Raw genomic sequence first — 24,014 nt, 5'->3', positions numbered from 1 at the left:
AAGTAAAATAAGGGACACTATCATGAACGATCTTTTTTCACTGGCAGGTAAAAATATCCTTATCACCGGAGCCGCTCAGGGAATTGGTTATTTGCTGGCGACCGGTCTTGGTCGCTATGGCGCGCGCATTATTGTTAACGATATCACCCCGGAGCGCGCCGAAACAGCCGTGACGAAACTTCAGCAGGAAGGGATAAAAGCTATTGCCGCTCCCTTTAATGTCACCCATAAACAGGATATTGAAGCTGCGGTTGAACATATCGAAAAAGATATCGGCGTCATTGACGTCCTGATAAATAACGCCGGTATCCAGCGCCGTCATCCGTTTACTGAGTTTCCCGAACAGGAGTGGAATGACGTCATCGCCGTAAATCAGACCGCGGTTTTTCTCGTCTCTCAGGCCGTTACGCGCCGTATGGTGGCGCGGCAGGCAGGAAAAGTGATCAACATCTGTTCGATGCAAAGCGAGCTGGGCCGCGACACGATTACGCCATACGCCGCGTCGAAGGGGGCCGTGAAGATGCTGACTCGCGGCATGTGCGTGGAGCTGGCGCGTCATAATATCCAGGTCAACGGTATTGCGCCAGGATACTTCAAAACGGAGATGACCAAAGCGCTGGTTGAAGATGAAGCCTTCACCTCCTGGCTATGCAAACGTACGCCTGCCGCACGCTGGGGCGATCCCCAGGAGCTTATTGGCGCAGCGGTGTTTCTCTCGTCAAAAGCCTCCGACTTTGTTAACGGACATCTGCTGTTTGTCGATGGCGGTATGCTGGTTGCCGTCTGAGCAGGGAAATACGACGCAGCGCGTAAGCGCTGCTATTTTGGCGCTAATAAGAGAGACGAATATGCCATTAATAATTATTGCGGCAGGCGTTGCGCTGCTGTTGGTCTTAATGATTGGCTTTAAAGTTAACGGCTTTATCGCCCTTGTTCTGGTTGCCGCCGTGGTGGGATTTGCCGAAGGGATGGGCGCGCAAGACGTCCTGCACTCCATACAAAACGGAATTGGCGGTACTCTGGGCGGACTCGCCATGATCCTCGGTTTTGGCGCGATGCTGGGAAGATTAATTTCCGATACCGGCGCCGCGCAGCGCATTGCGACGACGCTCATTAATACGTTCGGCAAAAAACGCGTGCAATGGGCGCTGGTGATCACCGGGCTTATCGTCGGCCTGGCAATGTTTTTTGAAGTCGGATTCGTACTGCTGTTGCCGCTCGTTTTTACGATTGTGGCCTCATCGGGACTGCCATTGCTGTATGTCGGGGTTCCAATGGTCGCCGCCTTATCCGTTACGCACTGCTTCCTGCCGCCGCATCCCGGCCCTACCGCTATTGCGACAATTTTTGAGGCAAATCTCGGTACGACCCTGCTGTATGGGTTAATCATTACCATACCGACCGTGATTGTTGCCGGCCCTCTGTTTTCAAAATTGCTGGCGCGCTTTGAGAAAGCGCCGCCTGAAGGATTATTTAATCCTCACCTATTCAGTGAAGAGGAGATGCCGTCATTCTGGAACAGTATTTTTGCCGCCGTGATCCCGGTCATTCTGATGGCCATCGCAGCGGTATGTGAAATCACGCTGCCAAAAACGAATGCCGTGCGGGTTTTCTTCGAATTTATTGGTAATCCAGCAGTGGCGTTGTTTATTGCCATTATCATCGCCATTTTTACGCTGGGCCGACGCAATGGACGTACGGTTGAGCAGGTGATGGATATCGTCGGCGAGTCCATTGGCGCTATTGCGATGATTGTTTTTATCATCGCGGGCGGCGGCGCGTTTAAGCAAGTGCTGGTGGATAGCGGCGTGGGCCAATATATCTCGCAATTAATGACCGGCACCTCGCTATCTCCGTTATTAATGTGCTGGACGGTAGCCGCCGTGCTGCGTATTGCGTTAGGTTCCGCGACCGTGGCCGCGATAACCACAGCGGGCGTCGTATTGCCGATTATTAACGTAACCCACGCCGATCCGGCGTTAATGGTACTGGCGACAGGCGCAGGAAGCGTTATTGCATCACATGTTAACGATCCCGGTTTTTGGCTGTTTAAAGGGTATTTTAATCTTAGCGTCGGGGAAACCCTACGCACCTGGACCGTTATGGAAACATTGATTTCTGTCATGGGGTTGCTGGGCGTACTGGCGCTGAATGCGGTTCTGCATTAATTCATCATCCGCAGCCCAATTAACCATGGGGGCGACGTTCCCGCCCCCGGTACTGGAGAAAACATGAGGAATCACAGAATTTCTTTGCAGGATATCGCTACGCTTGCTGGCGTGACAAAAATGACGGTGAGCCGTTACATCCGCTCGCCGAAAAAAGTCGCCAGGGAAACCGGCGAGCGTATTGCGCAGATCATGGAGGAAATTAACTACATACCAAATCGCGCGCCAGCTATGCTGTTAAACGCGCAAAGTTACACTCTGGGCGTGCTGATCCCCTCTTTTCAGAACCAGTTGTTTGCCGACATTCTTGCCGGGATTGAATCCGTAACGTCGGGTCATAACTACCAAACTCTCATTGCGAATTACAATTACAATCGCGATTCGGAAGAAGAGTCCGTTATCAATTTACTGTCCTACAATATCGACGGCATTATTCTTTCAGAAAAATATCATACCCTCAGAACCGTCAAATTCCTGCGCTCAGCAACCCTTCCGATTGTAGAACTTATGGACATCCAGGGCGATCGCTTAGATATGGAGGTGGGATTTGATAACCGTCAGGCCGCCTTTGATATGGTCAGTACCATGCTGGATAAACGCCAGCGGCGGAAAATTCTCTATCTGGGTTCAAAAGACGATATCCGTGATGAGCAGCGTTATCACGGCTACTGCGATGCGATGACGCGCCGGGGGCTGGCGCCGTTGCGCATCAATCCCCGCGCTATCTCCTCTATCCATCTGGGGATACAGCTAATGCGTGATGCGCTTGCTGCGCACCCGGACGTGGATGGCGTCTTTTGTACTAACGACGATATCGCAATGGGCGCTCTACTGTGGTGCCGAGAGCGTCAACTGGCCGTACCGGAGCAGATCTCCATCGCTGGCTTCCACGGTCTGGAGATGGGCAGGCAAATGATACCGAGCCTCGCCAGCGTAATTACCCCTCGTTTTGAGATCGGGCGCAGAGCCGCGCAGATGTTGCTCAACAAAATTAAAAATAACGATCTCAACCATAATACGATTGATTTGGGTTATCAGATTTATCACGGCAGCACGTTATAAATTTTTTGTTCTACTTTTTCCCGCAGCTTGCCTGAGCTTAACGCGTAGCCAAAAGCGCCACGCGTCAGGTTACGCACTACATCATTCGAGGAATACCATGCTATCTGCCGGATGGCGGCGCTAACGCCTTATCCGGCCTACGGGTCCGGAGTAGGCCTGATAAGCGCAGCGCCATCAGGCACTGCGCTTTACTGCATTGCCGGATGGCGGCCTGTGATTACGACTTACGCAGCATTAGCCACAGGCTAATCAGGAAGAAAGACGCGCTCGGCAGCAGCGCGCCGACAATCGGCGGAATGCCGTATACCAGCGTCAGCGGGCCAAAAATCTGGTCGAGGACGTAGAAGACGAAGCCGAAGCTAATCCCTGTCACCACGCGCACGCCCATCGGCACACTACGCAGCGGGCCAAAGATAAACGACAGCGCCATCAGCATCATCACCGCCACGGAGAGCGGCTGGAAGATTTTACTCCACATATTGAGCTGATAACGTCCGGCGTCCTGTCCGCTCGACTTCAGATATTTAACGTAGTTATGCAGACCGCTGATGGAAAGCGCATCCGGGTCCAGCGCCACCACGCCTAACTTATCCGGCGTCAGATTCGTTTTCCAGGTGCCGCTCACCGTCTGCGAACCGGTGATCTGTTTCGGGTTTTGCAGATCGGACTCATCTACCTGCGACAAACGCCAGACCTTATGCTCCGGGTCGAATTTTGCCGAAGCGGCGTAACGCACCGACTGCAAACGACGCTGATCGTTGAAAGCGTAAATACTAATGCCGGCCAGCTCCTCGTCGCCCTTCACCCGTTCAATATAGACAAAGTTATTCCCGTCTTTCGCCCACAGACCTTGCTGGGTGGAAAGCAGCGAACCGCCATACATCGCCTGCGCACGATAGTTACGCGCCATCTGCTCGCCCTGCGGGGCGACCCATTCGCCGATCGCCATGGTTAACAGCACCAGAGGGATAGCCGTTTTCATCACCGACAGCGCCACCTGCATACGGGTGAAACCCGATGCCTGCATCACTACCAGTTCGCTACGCTGCGCCAGCATCCCCAGTCCCAGCAGCGCGCCAAGCAGCGCCGCCATAGGAAAGAAGATCTGGATATCCTTAGGTACGCTGAGCAGGGTGTACATACCCGCGCCCAGCGCGTCGTAGTTACCCTGCCCCGCTTTTTTCAGCTGATCGACAAACTTGATGATCCCGGAGAGCGACACCAGCATGAACAACGTCATCATGATGGTGGTAAAAATGGTTTTACCGATATAGCGGTCAAGTACACCAAATGGCTGCATTATACCGCTCCTTTACGCAGAAAACGGGCACGCAGACGGCGGACCGGCACCGTATCCCACAGGTTTAAACCAATCGCCAACGCCAGATAGATCAGGTTGACCGCCCACATCCAGATAACCGGATCCAGTTTGCCTTTACCGCCATTCGATTTAATGGAGGTCTGGATCAGGAAGAACAGCAGATAAAGCAGCATAGCGGGCAACATAGACAAGACGCGCCCCTGACGTGGATTCACCACGCTGAGCGGCACGACCATCAGCGCCATCATAAATACGGTAAAGACTAACGTGATACGCCAGTGCAGCTCGGCGCGAGCGCGATCGTTGTCGGTATTCCACAGCGTGCGCATGTCCATCTGGTCGGTATCGTTCGGGTCCAGCGCCACGGCCTGATGACCAATAATCGCCTGATAGTTCTGGAAGTCGGTGATGCGAAAATCGCGTAGCAACGCCGTCCCTTCAAAACGCGTCCCTTTGTTTAAGGTGACAACCTGGGAACCATCGCGCAACTGAGTAAGGTGTCCGGAATCGGCCACTACCACAGAAGGACGAGCATTGCCCTTAGGGCGAATTTGCGCCAGGAAAACATCGTGGAAGTCGCTGCCGTCAACGCTTTCGATAAACAGCACCGAGCTGCCGTTGGTCGCCTGCTGGAATTGCCCCTGCGCCAACGCCGCCATACCGGGGTTCGCTTTCGCCTCCGCCAGCACTTCATCCTGGTGTTTTGACGACCAGGGGCCGGCCCACATCACGTTAACCGCCGCAAGGATACCGGTAAATAACGCCAGTACCATGGCGGCCTTTACCAGCACGGCTTTGCTCAACCCACAGGCGTGCATGACCGTAATTTCACTTTCGGTATACAGTTTGCCCAGCGTCATCAGCAGCCCCAGGAACAGGCTTAAAGGCAGGATGAGCTGCGCCATTTCCGGTACGCCCAGCCCCAGAAGCGAGAGCACCAGATTTGCGGGAATATCGCCGTCAACCGCCGCGCCGAGAATCCTCACTAACTTTTGACAAAAGAAGATCAAAAGTAAGATGAAGAGTATCGCCAGCTGGCTTTTGAGCGTCTCCCGCACCAGATATCTTATGATTATCACTTTAAATACGCCCGTAAAAACCCATTTTTTTGCTGGAATTTAGCTTGTTTCATGGCTTAAACGTCATTTATTCTCTTGAGTCGTCGAAATCATCGCTAAGATCATTATACTCAGCGGATTCACCTCTCAGAACTTGTTCTGACGTGCCAATGCCGTAATAACGTTAAGATTAACACGAAGTCACCGCAACAGCGGACATGAGTTACGAAAGCTTTCAATTTCTATACTCTAATGGATTTCGAGTTGCAGGCAGGCGGCAGAACTGTGGAGCCCCGGAGCTTACATCAGGTAAGTGACAGGGGTGAGCAGGCGCAGCCAACGCATCTGCAACTTGAAAGACGACGAGTATAGCTGTAGCCACCACTGTTGTCTTTAAGATTCAGGAGCATAGTGCATGGAGTTCAGTGTAAAAAGCGGTAGCCCGGAGAAACAGCGGAGTGCCTGCATTGTCGTGGGCGTCTTTGAACCGCGTCGCCTTTCTCCGATTGCAGAACAGCTCGACAAAATTAGCGACGGATACATCAGCGCATTGCTGCGTCGCGGCGAACTGGAAGGAAAACCGGGGCAGACTCTGTTGCTGCACCATGTTCCTAACGTTCTTTCCGAGCGAATCCTCCTCATTGGTTGCGGCAAAGAGCGCGAGCTTGATGAACGTCAGTATAAGCAGGTTATTCAGAAAACGATAAATACTCTGAATGATACTGGTTCGATGGAAGCCGTCTGTTTCCTGACCGAACTGCACGTTAAAGGCCGCAACAACTACTGGAAAGTGCGTCAGGCCGTCGAAACGGCCAAAGAGACGCTTTATAGCTTTGATCAACTCAAGACCAACAAGAGCGAGCCGCGCCGCCCGCTACGTAAGATGGTCTTTAATGTGCCGACCCGCCGTGAGCTCACCAGCGGCGAACGCGCCATTCAGCACGGTCTGGCCATCGCCGCCGGGATTAAGGCAGCGAAAGATCTCGGCAACATGCCGCCCAATATCTGTAACGCCGCCTACCTGGCGTCACAGGCGCGCCAGTTGGCTGACAGCTACAGCAAAAATGTCATCACCCGCGTCATCGGCGAACAGCAAATGCGCGAACTGGGTATGAACGCTTATCTGGCGGTCGGCCACGGTTCGCAGAATGAATCGCTGATGTCGGTGATTGAGTACAAGGGCAATCCGTCCGAAGACGCGCGCCCGATCGTGCTGGTGGGTAAAGGCCTGACCTTCGACTCCGGCGGCATCTCCATCAAGCCATCTGAAGGGATGGACGAGATGAAGTACGACATGTGCGGCGCGGCGGCGGTTTACGGCGTGATGCGTATGGTCGCCGAGCTTCAGCTACCGATTAACGTTATCGGCGTACTGGCGGGCTGTGAAAACATGCCGGGCGGACGCGCGTATCGTCCGGGCGACGTGCTGACCACCATGTCTGGTCAAACCGTTGAAGTCCTGAACACCGACGCCGAAGGCCGTCTGGTACTGTGCGACGTGCTGACCTACGTTGAGCGCTTCGAACCGGAAGCCGTCATTGACGTCGCGACGCTAACTGGCGCCTGCGTGATTGCGCTGGGCCATCACATTACCGGTCTGATGTCGAACCATAACCCGCTGGCGCATGAACTGATCGGCGCGTCCGAGCAAGCGGGCGACCGCGCGTGGCGTCTGCCGCTGGGCGATGAGTTCCAGGAACAACTGGAGTCCAACTTTGCGGATATGGCGAATATTGGTGGTCGTCCTGGCGGCGCTATCACCGCGGGCTGCTTCCTGTCGCGCTTTACCCGTAAGTATAACTGGGCGCACCTGGATATCGCCGGCACCGCCTGGCGATCCGGCAAAGCGAAAGGCGCGACGGGTCGTCCGGTAGCGCTGCTGTCGCAGTTCCTGCTCAATCGTGCGGGCTTTAACGGCGAAGAGTAAGTTTGAGATTACCCCGTAGGCCTGATAAGGCGCATTAGCGCCGCCATCAGGCGTTTTGCCGGATGGCGCTGCGCTTATCCGGCCTACGGGAGGCATCATGGCAACGCATTTAAATCCACCACAAGAAGCCCCATATATGAAGAATGCGACGTTCTATCTTCTGGACAATGACACCACCGTCAACGGTTTAAGCGCCGTTGAACAACTGGTGTGTGAAATTGCCGCAGAACGTTGGCGCGCCGGCAAGCGCGTGCTGATCGCCTGCGAAGATGAGAAGCAGGCCATTCGGCTGGATGAAGCGCTGTGGGCAAGACCGGCGGAAAGTTTTGTCCCGCACAATCTGGCAGGCGAAGGCCCACGCGGCGGCGCGCCGGTTGAAATCGCCTGGCCGCAAAAACGCAACAGCAGCCCGCGCGATATTTTAATCAGCCTGCGTACAAGCTTTGCAGATTTTGCCACCGCTTTCACAGAAGTGGTAGACTTCGTCCCTTACGAAGAAACTTTGAAACAACTGGCGCGCGAACGCTACAAAGCCTACCGCGTGGCTGGTTTTAACCTGAATACGGCAACCTGGAAATAATGGAAAAGACATATAACCCCCAAGATATCGAACAGCCGCTTTACGAGCACTGGGAAAAGCAGGGCTATTTCAAGCCTAACGGCGACGAAAGCAAAGAGTCCTTCTGCATCATGATCCCGCCGCCGAACGTCACCGGCAGTTTGCATATGGGACATGCTTTCCAGCAAACCATCATGGATACCATGATCCGTTACCAGCGTATGCAGGGTAAAAACACCCTGTGGCAGGTCGGCACCGACCACGCCGGGATCGCCACCCAGATGGTGGTTGAGCGCAAGATTGCCGCTGAAGAAGGTAAAACCCGTCACGACTACGGCCGCGATGCGTTTATCGACAAAATCTGGCAGTGGAAAGCGGAATCCGGCGGCACCATTACCCGTCAGATGCGCCGTCTCGGCAACTCCGTTGACTGGGAGCGCGAGCGCTTCACCATGGACGAAGGTCTTTCCAATGCCGTGAAAGAAGTCTTTGTCCGCCTGTACAAAGAAGACCTGATTTACCGTGGCAAACGCCTGGTGAACTGGGACCCGAAACTGCGTACCGCCATCTCTGACCTGGAAGTGGAAAACCGCGAGTCCAAAGGCTCGATGTGGCACATCCGCTATCCGCTTGCCGACGGCGCGAAAACCGCAGACGGTAAAGATTACCTGGTTGTCGCCACCACCCGTCCGGAAACCGTACTGGGCGATACCGGCGTGGCCGTGAACCCGGAAGATCCGCGTTATAAAGATCTGATTGGCAAATTCGTTATTCTGCCGCTGGTTAACCGCCGCATTCCAATCGTTGGCGACGAACACGCCGATATGGAAAAAGGCACCGGCTGCGTAAAAATCACCCCGGCGCACGACTTTAACGACTATGAAGTCGGGAAACGTCACGCCCTGCCGATGATCAACATCCTGACCTTTGACGGCGACATTCGCGAAAGCGCGGAAGTGTTCGATACCAAAGGTGAGGAATCCGACGTTTACTCCAGCGAGATTCCGGCTGAGTTCCAAAAGCTGGAACGCTTTGCTGCCCGTAAGGCCATCGTCGCTGCCGTCGACGCGCTGGGCCTGCTGGAAGAAATTAAACCGCACGATCTGACCGTCCCTTACGGCGACCGTGGCGGCGTGGTTATCGAACCGATGCTGACCGACCAGTGGTACGTCCGTGCTGACGTGCTGGCGAAACCGGCGGTGGAAGCGGTTGAGAACGGCGACATTCAGTTCGTGCCGAAGCAGTACGAAAACATGTACTTCTCCTGGATGCGTGATATCCAGGACTGGTGTATCTCTCGTCAGCTGTGGTGGGGTCACCGTATCCCGGCATGGTATGACAACGACGGCAACGTCTACGTTGGCCGTACCGAAGAAGAAGTGCGTCAGGAAAATAACCTCGGCGCCGACGTTCAGCTTCGTCAGGACGAAGACGTTCTCGATACCTGGTTCTCCTCCGCGCTGTGGACTTTCTCTACCCTCGGCTGGCCGGAAAACACCGACGCCCTGCGTCAGTTCCACCCGACCAGCGTGATGGTTTCCGGCTTCGACATCATCTTCTTCTGGATTGCCCGCATGATCATGATGACCATGCACTTCATCAAAGATGAAAACGGCAAGCCGCAGGTGCCGTTCCATACCGTCTACATGACCGGTCTGATTCGCGACGACGAAGGCCAGAAGATGTCCAAATCCAAGGGTAACGTTATCGACCCGCTGGATATGGTGGACGGCATCTCCCTGCCGGAACTGCTGGAAAAACGCACTGGCAATATGATGCAGCCGCAGATGGCGGAGAAAATTCGCAAGCGTACCGAGAAGCAGTTCCCGAACGGCATTGAGCCGCACGGCACTGATGCGCTGCGCTTCACCCTGGCGGCGCTGGCCTCGACCGGCCGCGACATCAACTGGGATATGAAGCGTCTGGAAGGTTACCGTAACTTCTGTAACAAGCTGTGGAACGCCAGCCGCTTTGTGCTGATGAACACCGAAGAGCAGGATTGCGGCTTCAACGGCGGCGAAATGACGCTGTCGCTGGCGGACCGCTGGATCCTGGCGGAATTCAACCAGACCGTTAAAGCCTACCGCGACGCGCTGGACAGCTTCCGCTTCGATATCGCCGCGGGCATTCTGTATGAATTCACCTGGAACCAGTTCTGCGACTGGTATCTGGAGCTGACCAAGCCGGTGATGACCGGGGGTTCCGAGTCTGAACTGCGCGGTACCCGCAATACGCTGGTCACCGTACTGGAAGGTCTGCTGCGCCTGGCGCACCCGATCATTCCGTTCATCACCGAAACCATCTGGCAGCGTGTGAAGGTCATTTGCGGTATTACTGCCGACACCATCATGCTGCAGCCGTTCCCGGAATATAACGCCGCACAGGTGGATGAAGCCGCGTTGGCCGATACCGAGTGGCTGAAGCAGGCGATCGTTGCGGTACGTAACATTCGTGCGGAAATGAACATCGCCCCGGGCAAACCGCTGGAACTGCTGCTGCGCGGCTGTAGTGAAGAAGCCGTTCGTCGTGTTAACGACAACCGTAGCTTCCTGCAAACCCTGGCGCGTCTGGAAAGCATCACCGTGCTGCCAGCCGATGACAAAGGCCCGGTTTCCGTGACCAAAATCATCGACGGCGCTGAACTGCTGATCCCGATGGCTGGCCTCATCAACAAAGACGATGAGCTGGCGCGTCTGGCGAAAGAAGTGGCAAAAATCGAAGGTGAGATTGCCCGTATCGAAGGCAAGCTGTCCAACGAAGGTTTCGTTGCTCGCGCGCCGGAAGCGGTCATTGCCAAAGAGCGTGAGAAGCTGGAAGGCTATGCAGAAGCAAAAGCGAAGCTGATTGAGCAGCAGGCGGTTATTAGCGCGCTGTAATCTGAAAGCCTGATGGCGCTTCGCTTACCAGGCCTACACGTTCGCTTATTGAAATGGCGCGATCGGTAGGCCGGATAAGGCATTCACGCCGCCATCCGACAACATGAATTATGGGCCGACGTAAACGTCGGCCTTTTTACATCAGATAAACGGGAAGTAAGGCATGATGCCACGAGAAATCCACATTAGCAGGCTGTTTTCCAGCGGCTTCTCATCATTGGTTAACTCAAGCGAATCCAGATCGCCCTGGACCTGTGTATTCTGCGCCAGCCAGCTCACCAGCCAAATTTTCAACCACGGATAAGCCAGCCCTAAGGTCACGCCGGAAATCACAAACACCACCAGTAACCGCCACAGCATACCGTGTGCAGTGACAGAGGAATGAAAACGAATCGAATCGTTCGCCAGTGACAAATTGTTTAAAAACAGGTTGCGTAACGCCACATATAAGTAACTGGTTACCACAATAATCGCGAGAAAATAGAGGAAATAACATGCCATTATCTGGCCATAATATTGCAGAATAAGCGCCCCTCCTGCCTGCGCATTCCCCATCATACTCAAAAGAATCATGTCGGTGAACACCGGCGCGATTAGATAACCAATCACGACAGCAAAAGGGAAAAGGGTCAACATTGCCAACACGCACCCTCTGATGCACGTTTTAACATTAACCTGAATCGAGAAACGATGAATGCCAAAGTTTGCGCCATTGCCAAACAAGGTCATCCATTTGCTGTAGGTAATACCGTTAATGACCCCTATCCCAATAATAGCCAGCAAACCGAGAAAAACGATATTGAACACTAAACCGCCGACGGCGATGGTTACCAGTGAGATAATGTAAAGAACAATATAAAGCGCCACCATCAGGAGTACCGGGAGAGCGAACATGTACCACCAGGCGCGCCGCATGGAACACTGGAATCCAAAATGTACGCCATTAAGCGAAGTCATCATCGCCTGATACTGTAATCCTTTCACCGCCATAAAAGGAATAATCGCAATTAATAAGCCGAATAGCGTAAAACCGAGACCGGGATGACCGTGTTCAATAAGAGAGAAGCTAACAATATAAATAATAAAAACTAACAACACACTAATAAATAATGCGCCGCCCGTGGCTTTGTAAGCAAAAGGCTGATTGTTTAGCGTCATATTAGTATAAATATAACGTCGACATTTCACCATCGCCCACGGCGCATAGATTCCCAACGTGATACACGTCAACAAGAAATTCACAAGGCAAATAACAAAATACTTTCCGCCCTTGCCTGTAAACACCAACGTGTGATTATGGTTATCTTTACTACTGATAACGTTATTCATGAATCATATCCCTGAATTACAATCTATTAGAATTAATAATAAAAACCAGTAAATTGTTACTGATTTGACTACGATACTATTTTTGTTTAATTTTTCCGCCTTTTATTTTGTCTGATTCAGGATCTCCTTGCGCGTAACTCAAGACGGTGGTATTAAAGTAATCTATAAATAAATTTTAAAAATTGAGCCATATTATGAATAATGTCGCCTCGCCAACGCTCACGGTGCGCCGAATCACTACCGCTGACAATGCCGCTATTGCCCGTGTCATCCGTCAGGTTTCAGCGGAATACGGACTTACCGCCGATAAAGGTTATACCGTTGCCGACCCCAATCTGGATGAGCTGTATCAGGTTTATAGCCAACCGGGCGCGGCCTACTGGGTGGTAGAGCAAAACGGTTGTGTGGTGGGCGGCGGCGGCGTGGCGCCGTTATCCTGTAGCGAACCAGACATTTGTGAACTGCAAAAAATGTATTTTTTACCGGTGATTCGTGGTCAGGGGCTGGCGAAAAAGCTGGCGCTAATGGCGCTGGATCATGCCCGTGAACAGGGTTTTAAACGCTGCTATCTGGAAACAACGGCTTTTTTACGCGAGGCGATTGCGCTATACGAACGTTTAGGATTTGAACATATTAGCGAACCGCTCGGCTGCACCGGACATGTCGATTGCGAAGTGAGGATGTTAAAGGATCTCTGAAAGCCAGGCGTTTATTTATCCTCGCCAGGTATTATTTTTGCTGATATAAGTAATCCCGGAAACATCCTGTTATCCGGGAATCACTTATTATTCAAGGAAGTTATAAATGAAACGCCTATTATCAGCAATTGTTTTCCCCGCTATGTTTATTAGTATCTCTAATGTATATGCATTAGATATACAGCCCGGCGAATGGAAAATGGAAAATATAGAAATGCGCACCATCAATCCAGATACAAAAGAAGTATTAATGGATGAAAAAAATTCGGGCATAGCGACGCTTATGTGTTATACCCCTAAAATGTCTGAAGATTCTAAAAAAATGGTGAAGGGTTTTTCTACCAGTGCAGGCGGTTGCACGACAACATTTGTAGAAAGTACGGATACCAAACTGATCAATGAGACTGTGTGTAATAATCCTGATGTCAAATCGCACTCTATTGTAGAAACGACGAAAATAAGCGATACAGAATTTGCGATGACCATGAAATCGGATGTCGATGCAGGAGGTAATAAAACAACCTCCATCAACAAAATTAAACAAACCTTTGTTGGCAAGACCTGCTCTGAAGCGTCAAAAGGCGTGAAACAGTAAGTATTTCAACACAAGAACCCGTAGTGATGATGCAAAAATGGCATTGTTCACGGTCACCTTTCGGGAATATAACACTGAGTGAGTTCTTTTTGCCTGCCGCAGGGCAGGCTTTACTCAGGACAGAATATCATGAAAATGACTTTTTCTGCTCGCCAGCAGTTTGATGTCGGGCGGATGACCACGCAGGTGGCGACAGCGTAAAAGATAAAAACGCTAATCTTTAATTTTACCCTTTATCCGGCGGCTGGCACGCCGCTATGAAAACGAAACTCGCGGTCTGGCGACAAGATAAGGTCAGCTTCTACCTCGCCAAAATAGCGCACGCGCGCAGAAATGTCCTCGGCGGAAATCTGCTGCGCCAGCGCCAGGTAATCCTGATAATGCCGCGCTTCGGAGCGCAGAAGCGAGAGATAAAACGTCTGTAAATCCTCATCCAGCCAGGGCGCCAGAGCGGCAAAACGTTCGCAGGAGCGGGCTTCAATGTACGCCCCGCAAATCAGCTTATCAATTAAGGTGAGCGGTTCGTGCGTGCGTACCGCTTTCAACATTCCTTTCGCGTAGCGGCTGGCGGTGATTTTCACATAAGGAATGTTTCTGGCCTGCATGACCTCGCGTACCTGCCAAAAATGGTGCAACTCCTCTTTAATCAATAACACCATACGGTCGATAAGCTGACGACCCCAGGGGTCATCAGTTTGCGGCATGGCGCTTTTGCTAATCTGTTTATGCAGGGCAACAAAATCCGGCTCCGGCCCCTGACGAAACGCGAACGCCTCGTAAGGTTGCAGCCAGGCGAGCAGCGCGTCAGCGCCCGATTTATCGGCGACATATTTACGCACCAACAGCAACGCGGTTTGCGCAGCCTTCAGTTCGCAGATCAGGTGATCGGTAAGCAGAAGAGGAAGATTTTGCGGATCGCGGGCCTGGACAATCCACGCCTGCGGCGTCGGGCAATGCAGGAAATTAAGCACCGGAGAGAGTATTTGCGGGTAATTCATACGTAACCTGTAAAAAAATACGACAGCAGACGCTGCCGTACCGTCATACTATGCAGCTTTAGTGACGAACGCCGTCGTCATCTTCATCGACATAATCGTCGTCGTCACCCTCTTCGCCATTAGGGTCTTCGAAATAGGTTCCCCAGCCGTCGTATTCGACATCATATTTTTCCGCCAGGTTCATCAGTTGCTCAACCTGAGCGTCGATGAGTTCGGCGTTCAACGCGCACTCGCTGAGGATGTCGCAACAAATAACCGTATCGCCCTCTTCCACTTCCAGCTCTTCCGGCTCCGTCACTTCATAGCCGAGTTTAAAGGCTTCTACCGCGGCTTTTTCCAACGTTTCGAAATCGTCAGCGGAAAGGTGATGCTCGATAGTGTACAGCGCATCCGGATCGCTGCCGTCCTCAAGTAACTCTTCAATAATTAACCGCGTTTCTTCACGCTGCTCTTCCAGTAATTCCGGGTTTGCCATAGCTCGTTCCTCATAGATGTCCTGCCGATACTCTTATTGTCACATACCGCCGACGTTGCCTCCACCTTATCGAGAAAAGTTTTATCAAACAGGGTTGCAAATGAATAATCATTCATATAAAGTGAATTTTAATTCAATGAGAGGCCTAAGCCATGTGAGGGAAGTATGTCTACGTTTTACCAAAAACCTTTTTTAAAGTTACTTGATTTCACCGCCAGCGAGCTCACTGCTCTGTTGCAGCTTGCCGCCAAACTGAAAGCCGATAAGAAAAACGGTAAAGAAGAACAAAAGCTGGTGGGTAAGAATATTGCGCTCATCTTCGAAAAAGACTCGACCCGGACACGATGCTCTTTCGAAGTTGCCGCATACGATCAGGGGGCGCGCGTGACGTACCTGGGTTCCAGCGGGAGCCAGATCGGCCATAAAGAGTCCATCAAAGATACTGCCCGCGTCCTGGGCCGGATGTTTGACGGTATTCAGTATCGAGGATATGGCCAGGAGATCGTCGAAACGCTGGCTGAATATTCCGGTGTGCCGGTATGGAACGGTTTAACCGATGAGTATCACCCAACGCAATTACTGTCGGATCTGCTCACCATGCAGGAACATCTGCCGGGTAAAGCCTTTAACGAGATGACGTTGGTCTATGCCGGAGACGCGCGTAATAACATGGGTAACTCCATGCTGGAAGCCGCCGCGTTAACAGGATTGGATCTCCGTCTGGTCGCGCCAAAAGCCTGCTGGCCGCAAGCCGCGTTAGTGGCGGAGTGCAGCGCCATGGCGAAAAAGAACGGCGGCGCCATCACCCTGACCGAAGATATCGCCTCAGGCGTAAAAGGCGCGGATTTTATCTATACCGATGTTTGGGTCTCTATGGGCGAACCCAAAGAGAAATGGGCGGAGCGTATTGCCCTGCTGCGTGATTATCAGGTCAACAGCCAGATGATGGCGTTAACCGGCAATCCGCAGGTTAAGTTCCTGCATTGTCTGCCTGCGTTCCATGATGACGAAACCACGCTCGGCAAAAAAATGGCCGAAGAGTACGGTTTACATGGCGGGATGGAAGTGACCGACGAGGTTTTTGAGTCTGCGGCCAGCATTGTCTTTGATGAAGCGGAAAACCGAATGCATACCATCAAAGCAGTAATGGTAGCGACGCTGTCTAAATAATGTCGTTATGATGCCGGATGGCGGTTGGCCTACAAAATCACAACGTGCAGGCGCCGCCATCCGGCACAAAATATTACGCCATCAGCATTTTCACAACCGCTTTACGTACCCGCGCCGGTTCTCCCACCGCGCACAGGGGCTTATGCACTTCGCCGGGATAAAACACCACAAAGTCGCCTTCGTTCAGGACGACGGTTTTCTCGTCGACGCTCGTCGGTAAAAATGCAATGTCTTTATCCGCCAGCCAGTCCGTGTGCGGCGTTCCCGCAGGCCGGGTACTGAATACCATCCCTTCCTGACCTTGTAGCACAATCTGAATATCAAGATAACGGGCGTGATACTCTGCGCTGCGCGATTCGCCCGGCTCCGTCATATTTTCAGAAATCATATAAAACAGCCTGTCACCGTCAATATCATACTTACCTGGCGCGGTCGTTGCCGTGACATGCGCATTGACGTGCTCAATCGCCTGCCGTAACGCCGTCGGCAGCCAGGCCTCCAGATGTTCAATATTGCCAATAATCATCGCATCCCCTTAGTTAAAACAGCGTTTTATTTTTCTCTTTATACGAGAAAAATGGCTGCCATACTACCCTTACTCTCATCGATTTTGCGCCAGCGCATGTTTATCGCCAGCGGTGTTTCTATATTGTTAATAGTTCGCCCAACTTTATGCAGTGCCTATGCATAAACCCCAGCGGCGCCAAATTGCCATCACTAACAATGCTTTGATATTAAAGGCGTTAACATAAAAACGTTTTAGCGATCACAATTCGCTCTCCCTGCATAAATGACTTCTCTATCCATAGTTATTTTTAAATTATTTAAATATCCCCGATAATAAAATCCCCCTCACGCATAGTTATGCAATCATTAAAAATAATCACTTTATTTTCAATGAGTTAAGATTTAAATATCATTCAATACAGCAAACAAATAATTAACAATAGAAAAATAACAAACCATATAGCTGCGTAGTAATTCATTTAATGCCTTATTGTTTTTTGAATTTCTCTGACCCAGCTCATATATTAAGTAAGAAAAATAGCACTCCTTGATTGATGTGAATCTCATCACATTAACAACCCAAATAAAATTCAATCATTGCTCCCGAATTTAACTGAAACGCCGCGACTGCAAGCACGCTAAATATTTGCAGCCACTCCTTCTTTATTCTTGAAATTATGTAAAAGGTATAATGATGGAAAAGCATTTTGTCGGTTCTGAAATCGGTCAATTACGCAGCGTAATGTTGCATCGGCCCAATCTCAGCCTAAAAAGACTTACCCCTTCAAATTGTCAGGAATTACTTTTTGACGATGTATTATCCGTAGAGCGCGCTGGCGAAGAGCATGACATTTTTGCCAACACGCTGCGCCAGCAAGGGATAGAAGTGTTGCTGTTAACCGACCTGCTCACCCAAACGCTGGATGTGGCTGACGCTAAAGCCTGGCTACTGGATACGCAAATTTCCGATTATCGCCTTGGGCCCACCTTTGCCGCAGATATTCGCGCCTGGCTGGCGGATATGCCGCACCGTGAACTGGCTCGCCATTTAAGCGGCGGTTTAACTTACGGCGAAATCCCCGCCTCCATAAAAAATATGGTGGTCGATACTCACGATATTAATGACTTTATTATGAAGCCATTACCGAATCACCTATTTACCCGTGACACGTCCTGCTGGATATATAACGGCGTCTCAATTAACCCCATGGCGAAACCTGCACGCCAACGTGAAACGAATAATTTACGTGCTATTTATCGCTGGCATCCTCAATTCGCAGGCGGTGATTTCATTAAATATTTCGGCAACGAGGACATTAATTACGACCACGCCACTTTAGAGGGCGGCGATGTGCTGGTGATTGGCCGCGGCGCGGTGTTGATCGGTATGTCTGAACGTACTACGCCGCAGGGCGTCGAGTTCCTGGCGCAGGCATTGTTTAAACATCGTCAGGCGGAACGCGTCATTGCCGTTGAACTGCCAAAACATCGCTCCTGCATGCACCTTGACACCGTCATGACCCACATTGATATCGACACCTTCTCCGTCTATCCGGAAGTCGTTCGCCCGGACGTTCAGTGCTGGACGCTGACGCCAGACGGACGCGGCGGTCTGAAACGAACCCAGGAGAGCACGCTGGTTCATGCTCTTGAAACAGCGCTTGGCATCGATCAGGTGCGCTTAATCACCACTGGCGGCGACGCATTTGAAGCTGAGCGCGAACAGTGGAATGACGCCAATAACGTGCTCACCCTGCGTCCCGGCGTGGTGGTGGGCTATGAGCGCAACATCTGGACCAACGAAAAATACGACAAAGCCGGCATTACCGTCCTTCCCATTCCCGGCGATGAACTGGGTCGCGGGCGCGGGGGCGCACGCTGCATGAGCTGTCCACTGGAACGCGATGGTATTTAAAGGAGACGTTATGGAAAACAAACGCACACTGGTCGTCGCGCTGGGCGGCAATGCGCTGCTCAAACGCGGCGAACCGCTGGAGGCTGATATTCAGCGTAAAAATATCGAACTGGCGGCCAGAACCATCGCCCAGCTTACGCGGCAATGGCGCGTGGTGTTAGTGCACGGCAACGGCCCACAGGTAGGACTGCTGGCGCTACAAAATAGCGCCTACGCTAACGTTACGCCCTACCCGCTCGATATTCTCGGTGCGGAAAGCCAGGGCATGATTGGCTACATGCTGCAACAGGCGCTGAAGAATCATCTGCCGGAGCGTGAAATCAGCGTCCTGCTCACCCAGGTCGAAGTCGATGCCAACGACCCGGCATTCCTCAATCCAACCAAATATATCGGCCCCATTTACGACGAAGCGCAAGCCCGTGCGTTACAGGCAGAAAAGGGCTGGGTATTCAAAGCCGACGGTAACGCCTTCCGCCGCGTTGTGCCCTCCCCGCAGCCGAAACGCATTGTGGAAAACGATGCCATCCGCGCGCTGATTAGCCGCGATCACCTGGTTATCTGTAACGGCGGCGGCGGCGTACCGGTCGTGGAAAAAGCCGATGGCTACCACGGTATCGAGGCGGTGATCGACAAAGATCTGTCCGCCGCCCTACTTGCCAGCCAAATTCACGCCGACGCGCTGCTCATTCTGACCGATGCCGACGCGGTGTATCTCGACTGGGGTAAGCCCACCCAACGCCCGCTGGCGCAGGTTACGCCGGAGCTGCTTCGTGAAATGCAGTTCGACGCCGGTTCGATGGGCCCGAAAGTGACCGCCTGCGCTGAGTTTGTCAGCCATTGCCGCGGCATTGCCGGAATCGGCTCGCTGGCGGATGGGCAAGCCATTCTCGCGGGCGAGAAAGGTACTTTGATTCGGTGTGAAACCGCCGACGTTGACGCATAAGGCTTTTTACCGGATGGCGGCTTCCGCCTTATTCGGCCTACAGAGCGCGCATAACCGTGGGCCGGATAAGCGCAGCGCCATCAGGCAATTCATTTTAACAAGGATATTGTAATGGTTATTTCACTGAAAAATCGTAACTTTTTGAAGCTGCTTGACTACACCCCGGCGGAAATCCAACACCTCATCGATCTGGCTATTGAGCTGAAAGCCGCAAAAAAAGCCGGATGCGAAAAGCAAACACTGATCGGCAAAAACATCGCGCTGATTTTTGAAAAAACCTCTACCCGCACCCGATGCGCGTTTGAAGTCGCCGCGTTCGACCAGGGCGCGCAGGTGACTTATCTCGGCCCAAGCGGCTCGCAGATCGGCCATAAAGAGTCCATGAAAGATACTGCTCGCGTCCTGGGGCGGATGTATGACGGCATCGAATATCGCGGTTTTGGTCAACACATTGTGGAAGAGCTGGGGGAATACGCGGGCGTTCCCGTCTGGAACGGCCTGACCGATGAATTTCACCCCACACAGATCCTGGCCGATCTGATGACCATGCTGGAACATGCGCCGGGCAAAACGCTGCCGGAACTGAGCTTCGCCTACCTGGGCGACGCGCGCAACAACATGGGCAATTCGCTGATGGTGGGCGCGGCGAAGATGGGCATGGATATCCGTCTGATAGCGCCAAAGTCCTTCTGGCCTGATGCCGCGCTGGTCGCGCAGTGCCGGGAAATCGCCAGCGTTACCGGCGCTCGTATCACCTTAACGGAGAGCGTTGAAGATGGCGTTCACGGTGTGGATTTCCTCTATACCGACGTCTGGGTTTCGATGGGAGAACCCAAAGAAGCCTGGGCGGAGCGCGTCAGTCTGATGACGCCATATCAGGTCAACCAGCAGGTGGTAAACGCTACCGGTAATCCTGATGTGAAGTTTATGCACTGCCTGCCCGCCTTCCATAACGAGCACACCAAAGTGGGACGCGAAATCGAAATGGCTTACGGCCTGAAAGGACTGGAGGTCACGGAAGAGGTGTTCGAGTCCGCAGGCTCGATAGTCTTCGATGAAGCGGAAAACCGGATGCACACCATCAAAGCAGTCATGGTGGCGACGCTCGGCGACTAATCCCACAGGATATGCGCCCTCGCGGCGCATATCCGTGATATCAGGAGAGAACATCATGGGTAAATTTAAATTTCCCACCGCTTATACCATCCTGTTTATTCTTATTGCCCTGGTCGCGGTGATGACCTGGATTGTGCCGGCGGGAAAATACCAAATGGCGATGAACGCCACGCTGGGAAAAGAGGTGCCGGTGGCGGGAACGTATGCCCCCGTGGACGCGCATCCGCAAGGGATTACCGCTGTTTTACTGGCGCCGATTGACGGCCTCTATAACCACGAAACCTACACCGCCGGCGCCATTGACGTCGCGCTGTTTGTCTTGATTATCGGCGGCTTTCTGGGGGTGGTGAATAAAACGGGGGCGATTGATGCCGGTATTGAACGGGTAACTATCAAACTCAACGGCAAAGATGAGTGGATGATCCCCATTCTGATGGCGCTGTTCGCCGCAGGCGGCACTATCTATGGCATGGCGGAGGAGTCGTTGCCCTTCTACACGCTGCTGGTGCCGGTCATGATGGCGGCCCGCTTCGATCCGTTAGTGGCGGCGGCAACCGTACTGCTCGGCGCGGGGATAGGCACGCTCGGTTCGACCATTAACCCTTTCGCCACGGTCATTGCCGCCAACGCCGCCGGCATCCCTTTTACTCAGGGAATGCTGATGCGAGTACTGCTGTTAATTGTCGGCTACGTACTGTGCGTGTTTTGGGTAATGCGCTATGCGCGCAAAGTCCGCGCCCATCCTGAGCTTTCTATCGTGGCAGATAAAATGGAGGAAAACCGCGCCCATTTCCTCGGCAATCGAGCCAATACTCTGCTGGAGTTTACGGCTACCCGGAAATGGGTGCTGCTGATCTTCGCCGCCTCTTTCGCGGTGATGATTTACGGCGTGGCGGTTCTCGGCTGGTGGATGGCGGAAATCTCCGGCGTCTTTCTGGCGGCGGCGATTATCGTTGGCGTGATAACGCGGATGGGCGAGGAAGCGTTCACCAGTACCTTTATCGACGGCGCGCGGGATTTGCTCGGCGTGGCGCTAATTATTGGTATCGCGCGCGGCATTGTGGTGGTCATGGATAACGGTATGATTACCCACACTATTTTGCACAGCGCGGAAAGTCTGGTTTCCGGCCTCTCTACCACCATTTTCATAAACGTAACCTATTGGCTGGAAGTATTGCTCTCCTTCCTGGTGCCCTCCTCTTCCGGTCTTGCCGTATTGACGATGCCCATTATGGCGCCGTTAGCGGATTTTGCCCACGTACAGCGGGATTTGGTCGTAACCGCCTACCAGTCGGCCTCCGGGATTGTGAACCTGGTTACGCCCACCTCCGCCGTGGTCATGGGCGGTCTGGCTATCGCGCGGGTTCCCTATGTTCGCTATCTGAAATGGGTCGCGCCGCTGTTGCTGATCCTGACATTGCTGAATATGGCGGTACTGAGCATCGGAGCGATGATGTAACGAGCCAGATGGCGACGCGTCTTATCCGACAGGACTGATAAGCACAGCGCCATCAGGCACGCCGTCACCTTTTTTGATCGGCTTCTCATTTTCCTGCAAAACCGCCCGATTGATCCGCAATCAATGTGACAAATGTGATGAATTTCGCCAGTCCGTTGATATTAATAATAAAGATAAGGTGCATTTATGAAGGAATACGATGATTACTCCGCCAAAGAACAACAGCAACTGGCGGTTTGTCAGCGCCTGATTAGTGAAAAAAGTTACCTGTCCCAGGAGGAGATTCGCCGCGATTTACAAAATGAGGGATTTGAAGGTATCAGTCAGTCTACGGTTTCGCGCCTGCTCAAGCTGCTGGGCGCAATAAAAATCAGAAATACGAAGGGACAAAAGATTTATTCCGTAAATCCCCAGCGGCGTCCTTCGCCGGATGCCGGACGTTCAATAGCCGAAATGGTCGTCAGCGTTGAACATAATAGCGAATTTATCCTTATCCATACGGCGGCAGGTTATGGTCGCGTCGTCGCGAGAATTCTGGATTACCACGCATTGCCGGAAATTCTCGGCGTCGTTGCCGGTAGCAGTATTGTCTGGGTCGCACCGCGGGTCGTTCAGCGCACGGCGCTGGTACACAAACAAATTAATTATTTGCTTAAAATGAATTTAAATTCATAAGAACCGTTTGCGATAAGTAAATCATGCATTAATTCGCTTGATCCCAAAACAGAGCTGAGTATAATCGCGGACAATTTGCCGGGAGGAAGCATGGTTCAGTGTGTACGACATTCTGTCTTACCGCGTCTGAAAAAAGACGCAGGCCTGCCGTTTTTCTTTCCGTTGAAAACCAATACCAAGCCCCTCAATTGAGGGGCTTTTTTTTGCCCAGGCGTCAGGAGATAAACATGGCTAACCCGCTATATCAAAAACATATCATTTCCATAAACGACCTCAGCCGCGACGATCTTAATCTGGTACTGGCCACGGCGGCGAAATTAAAAGCCAACCCGCAGCCGGAGCTATTGAAACATAAAGTGATCGCCAGCTGCTTTTTCGAAGCCTCCACGCGTACCCGCCTGTCGTTTGAAACCTCAATGCATCGCCTGGGCGCCAGCGTAGTGGGCTTCTCCGACAGCGCCAACACGTCGCTGGGGAAAAAAGGAGAAACGTTAGCCGACACGATCTCAGTGATTAGCACTTACGTGGACGCGATTGTGATGCGCCATCCGCAAGAAGGCGCGGCACGTCTGGCGACGGAGTTTTCCGGTCAGGTGCCGGTGCTCAATGCGGGCGACGGTTCGAACCAGCATCCGACGCAGACCCTGTTGGATCTGTTCACCATCCAGGAAACGCAGGGCCGTCTGGATAACCTGCATATCGCGATGGTCGGCGATCTGAAATATGGCCGCACCGTGCATTCGCTAACCCAGGCGCTGGCGAAATTTAGCGGCAACCGTTTTTATTTTATCGCGCCGGACGCGCTGGCGATGCCGCAGTACATTCTGGATATGCTTGATGAAAAAGGGATGGCCTGGAGCCTGCATGGTTCTATTGAAGAGGTCATGGCCGACGTCGACATCCTCTATATGACTCGCGTACAGAAAGAGCGTCTCGACCCGTCGGAGTACGCCAATGTGAAGGCGCAGTTTGTTCTGCGCGCCAGCGACCTGAACGGCGCGCGTGAAAATATGAAAGTGCTGCACCCGCTGCCGCGGATTGATGAAATCACCACGGATGTGGATAAAACGCCACACGCCTGGTACTTCCAACAGGCGGGCAACGGTATTTTCGCTCGCCAGGCGTTACTGGCGTTAGTACTGAATAGCGAACTGAGTCTGTAA

General features: G+C 52.5%; 23 protein-coding genes and 2 pseudogenes. 17 read left to right on the top strand and 8 right to left on the bottom strand.

Going from position 1 to position 24,014, the window contains the following annotated elements:
* Positions 1-22: 22 nt before the first annotated feature.
* The 3 genes from idnO (at position 23) to ACLJRS_RS15385 (ending at position 3,230) form a co-directional block, all read left to right on the top strand.
* Positions 23-787: a gluconate 5-dehydrogenase gene (gene idnO, locus ACLJRS_RS15395; RefSeq protein WP_000998688.1), complete on the top strand. Its 765-nt coding sequence runs from the start codon at positions 23-25 to the stop codon at positions 785-787.
* Between the two features lie 61 nt (positions 788-848).
* A complete protein-coding gene (gene idnT, locus ACLJRS_RS15390) occupies positions 849-2,168 on the top strand; it encodes a gnt-II system L-idonate transporter (RefSeq protein WP_001128356.1) in 1,320 nt (439 codons plus the stop codon).
* A gap of 63 nt (positions 2,169-2,231) precedes the next feature.
* Positions 2,232-3,230, top strand: coding sequence for a LacI family DNA-binding transcriptional regulator (locus tag ACLJRS_RS15385; RefSeq protein WP_001244061.1), 999 nt, complete (start codon positions 2,232-2,234; stop codon positions 3,228-3,230).
* Between the two features lie 217 nt (positions 3,231-3,447).
* On the opposite strand, the gene lptG is transcribed toward ACLJRS_RS15385, so the two are convergent.
* The 3 genes from lptG to ACLJRS_RS15370 form a co-directional block, all read right to left on the bottom strand.
* Complete coding sequence (lptG, locus tag ACLJRS_RS15380; protein WP_001182242.1) at positions 3,448-4,530, bottom strand: LPS export ABC transporter permease LptG; 1,083 nt, start codon at positions 4,528-4,530, stop codon at positions 3,448-3,450.
* Positions 4,530-5,630 carry an LPS export ABC transporter permease LptF gene (gene lptF / locus ACLJRS_RS15375; RefSeq protein ID WP_000584132.1) on the bottom strand — a complete coding sequence of 367 codons (1,101 nt, stop codon included), beginning with the start codon at positions 5,628-5,630 and terminating at the stop codon, positions 4,530-4,532. Before lptF ends, lptG begins: the two co-directional genes overlap by 1 nt.
* Positions 5,631-5,693: 63 nt before the next feature.
* Positions 5,694-5,744 carry a hypothetical protein gene (locus ACLJRS_RS15370; protein WP_212724070.1) on the bottom strand — a complete coding sequence of 17 codons (51 nt, stop codon included), beginning with the start codon at positions 5,742-5,744 and terminating at the stop codon, positions 5,694-5,696.
* A 280-nt stretch (positions 5,745-6,024) separates the two neighbouring features.
* Here ACLJRS_RS15370 and pepA point away from each other — a divergent pair, with 280 nt between their 5' ends.
* From pepA to ACLJRS_RS15355, 3 genes are all read left to right on the top strand, one after another.
* Positions 6,025-7,536, top strand: a complete 1,512-nt coding sequence (gene pepA, locus ACLJRS_RS15365) for a leucyl aminopeptidase (RefSeq protein WP_000397158.1) — start codon at positions 6,025-6,027, stop codon at positions 7,534-7,536.
* Positions 7,537-7,672: 136 nt separating this feature from the next.
* The gene (gene holC / locus ACLJRS_RS15360; RefSeq protein ID WP_001523689.1) at positions 7,673-8,116 is read left to right on the top strand and encodes a DNA polymerase III subunit chi; all 444 of its coding nucleotides are present in this window, start codon (positions 7,673-7,675) and stop codon (positions 8,114-8,116) included.
* A complete protein-coding gene (locus tag ACLJRS_RS15355; RefSeq protein WP_000416334.1) occupies positions 8,116-10,971 on the top strand; it encodes a valine--tRNA ligase in 2,856 nt (951 codons plus the stop codon). Before holC ends, ACLJRS_RS15355 begins: the two co-directional genes overlap by 1 nt.
* A 141-nt stretch (positions 10,972-11,112) precedes the next feature.
* Here the strand turns inward: ACLJRS_RS15355 and ACLJRS_RS15350 are convergent, their stop codons facing one another.
* On the bottom strand, positions 11,113-12,300 hold the full coding sequence (locus ACLJRS_RS15350) for a YjgN family protein (RefSeq protein WP_001066973.1): 1,188 nt from the start codon (positions 12,298-12,300) through the stop codon (positions 11,113-11,115).
* 194 nt (positions 12,301-12,494) lie between these two features.
* Between ACLJRS_RS15350 and ACLJRS_RS15345 the strand changes: the two genes are divergently transcribed.
* Together ACLJRS_RS15345 and ACLJRS_RS15340 are read left to right on the top strand one after the other, a co-directional pair.
* Positions 12,495-12,998, top strand: a complete 504-nt coding sequence (locus ACLJRS_RS15345) for a GNAT family N-acetyltransferase (protein ID WP_001519079.1) — start codon at positions 12,495-12,497, stop codon at positions 12,996-12,998.
* 106 nt (positions 12,999-13,104) lie between these two features.
* Positions 13,105-13,593 (top strand): DUF3617 domain-containing protein, encoded by a 489-nt coding sequence (locus ACLJRS_RS15340; RefSeq protein WP_000826193.1) that lies wholly within the window; start codon positions 13,105-13,107, stop codon positions 13,591-13,593.
* A gap of 233 nt (positions 13,594-13,826) precedes the next feature.
* Here ACLJRS_RS15340 and miaE read toward each other — a convergent pair.
* Together miaE and rraB are read right to left on the bottom strand one after the other, a co-directional pair.
* A pseudogene (gene miaE, locus ACLJRS_RS15335) lies at positions 13,827-14,638 on the bottom strand (tRNA isopentenyl-2-thiomethyl-A-37 hydroxylase MiaE).
* A gap of 11 nt (positions 14,639-14,649) precedes the next feature.
* Positions 14,650-15,066 (bottom strand): ribonuclease E inhibitor RraB, encoded by a 417-nt coding sequence (gene rraB / locus ACLJRS_RS15330; protein ID WP_000002940.1) that lies wholly within the window; start codon positions 15,064-15,066, stop codon positions 14,650-14,652.
* Positions 15,067-15,082: 16 nt separating this feature from the next.
* Between rraB and argL the strand changes: the two genes are divergently transcribed.
* Both argL and argF (ACLJRS_RS15320) read left to right on the top strand, forming a co-directional pair.
* Positions 15,083-15,262, top strand: a complete 180-nt coding sequence (gene argL / locus ACLJRS_RS15325; RefSeq protein WP_371915320.1) for a putative translational regulatory protein ArgL — start codon at positions 15,083-15,085, stop codon at positions 15,260-15,262.
* Positions 15,232-16,236 carry an ornithine carbamoyltransferase gene (gene argF, locus ACLJRS_RS15320; protein ID WP_410957839.1) on the top strand — a complete coding sequence of 335 codons (1,005 nt, stop codon included), beginning with the start codon at positions 15,232-15,234 and terminating at the stop codon, positions 16,234-16,236. The genes argL and argF (ACLJRS_RS15320) overlap by 31 nt, the downstream gene beginning before the upstream one ends.
* Before the next feature lie 73 nt (positions 16,237-16,309).
* Here the strand turns inward: argF (ACLJRS_RS15320) and ACLJRS_RS15315 are convergent, their stop codons facing one another.
* A complete protein-coding gene (locus tag ACLJRS_RS15315) occupies positions 16,310-16,762 on the bottom strand; it encodes a YhcH/YjgK/YiaL family protein (protein ID WP_000583458.1) in 453 nt (150 codons plus the stop codon).
* A 675-nt stretch (positions 16,763-17,437) separates the two neighbouring features.
* Here ACLJRS_RS15315 and arcA point away from each other — a divergent pair.
* The 5 genes from arcA to ACLJRS_RS15290 all read left to right on the top strand — a co-directional run bounded on the left by arcA (position 17,438) and on the right by ACLJRS_RS15290 (position 22,851).
* Positions 17,438-18,658, top strand: coding sequence for an arginine deiminase (arcA, locus tag ACLJRS_RS15310; protein WP_000410848.1), 1,221 nt, complete (start codon positions 17,438-17,440; stop codon positions 18,656-18,658).
* A 10-nt stretch (positions 18,659-18,668) separates the two neighbouring features.
* Positions 18,669-19,601, top strand: coding sequence for a carbamate kinase (gene arcC, locus ACLJRS_RS15305; RefSeq protein WP_000428751.1), 933 nt, complete (start codon positions 18,669-18,671; stop codon positions 19,599-19,601).
* 111 nt (positions 19,602-19,712) lie between these two features.
* Entirely contained in the window at positions 19,713-20,717 is a 1,005-nt protein-coding gene (gene argF / locus ACLJRS_RS15300) for an ornithine carbamoyltransferase (RefSeq protein WP_000237031.1), read from the top strand.
* 55 nt (positions 20,718-20,772) lie between these two features.
* Positions 20,773-22,176, top strand: a complete 1,404-nt coding sequence (locus ACLJRS_RS15295) for a YfcC family protein (protein WP_000514424.1) — start codon at positions 20,773-20,775, stop codon at positions 22,174-22,176.
* A 186-nt stretch (positions 22,177-22,362) separates the two neighbouring features.
* Complete coding sequence (locus ACLJRS_RS15290) at positions 22,363-22,851, top strand: arginine repressor (RefSeq protein ID WP_000666053.1); 489 nt, start codon at positions 22,363-22,365, stop codon at positions 22,849-22,851.
* On the opposite strand, the pseudogene ACLJRS_RS15285 reads toward ACLJRS_RS15290, so the two are convergent.
* Positions 22,821-22,962, bottom strand: a pseudogene (locus ACLJRS_RS15285) (hypothetical protein). The gene ACLJRS_RS15290 and the pseudogene ACLJRS_RS15285 sit on opposite strands and share 31 nt — an antisense overlap.
* Here ACLJRS_RS15285 and pyrL point away from each other — a divergent pair.
* Together pyrL and pyrB are read left to right on the top strand one after the other, a co-directional pair.
* Positions 22,942-23,043, top strand: a complete 102-nt coding sequence (gene pyrL, locus ACLJRS_RS15280) for a pyr operon leader peptide (protein ID WP_000249504.1) — start codon at positions 22,942-22,944, stop codon at positions 23,041-23,043. The pseudogene ACLJRS_RS15285 and the gene pyrL sit on opposite strands and share 21 nt — an antisense overlap.
* A gap of 35 nt (positions 23,044-23,078) precedes the next feature.
* Complete coding sequence (pyrB, locus tag ACLJRS_RS15275; RefSeq protein WP_000013055.1) at positions 23,079-24,014, top strand: aspartate carbamoyltransferase; 936 nt, start codon at positions 23,079-23,081, stop codon at positions 24,012-24,014.

The sequence above is a fragment of the Salmonella sp. SAL00670 genome (assembly GCF_046552235.1).
Classification (GTDB): Bacteria; Pseudomonadota; Gammaproteobacteria; order Enterobacterales; family Enterobacteriaceae; genus Salmonella; species Salmonella enterica.
Note: the sequence above shows the minus strand (reverse complement) of the source record. Positions and strands in the feature narration are given on the sequence as shown.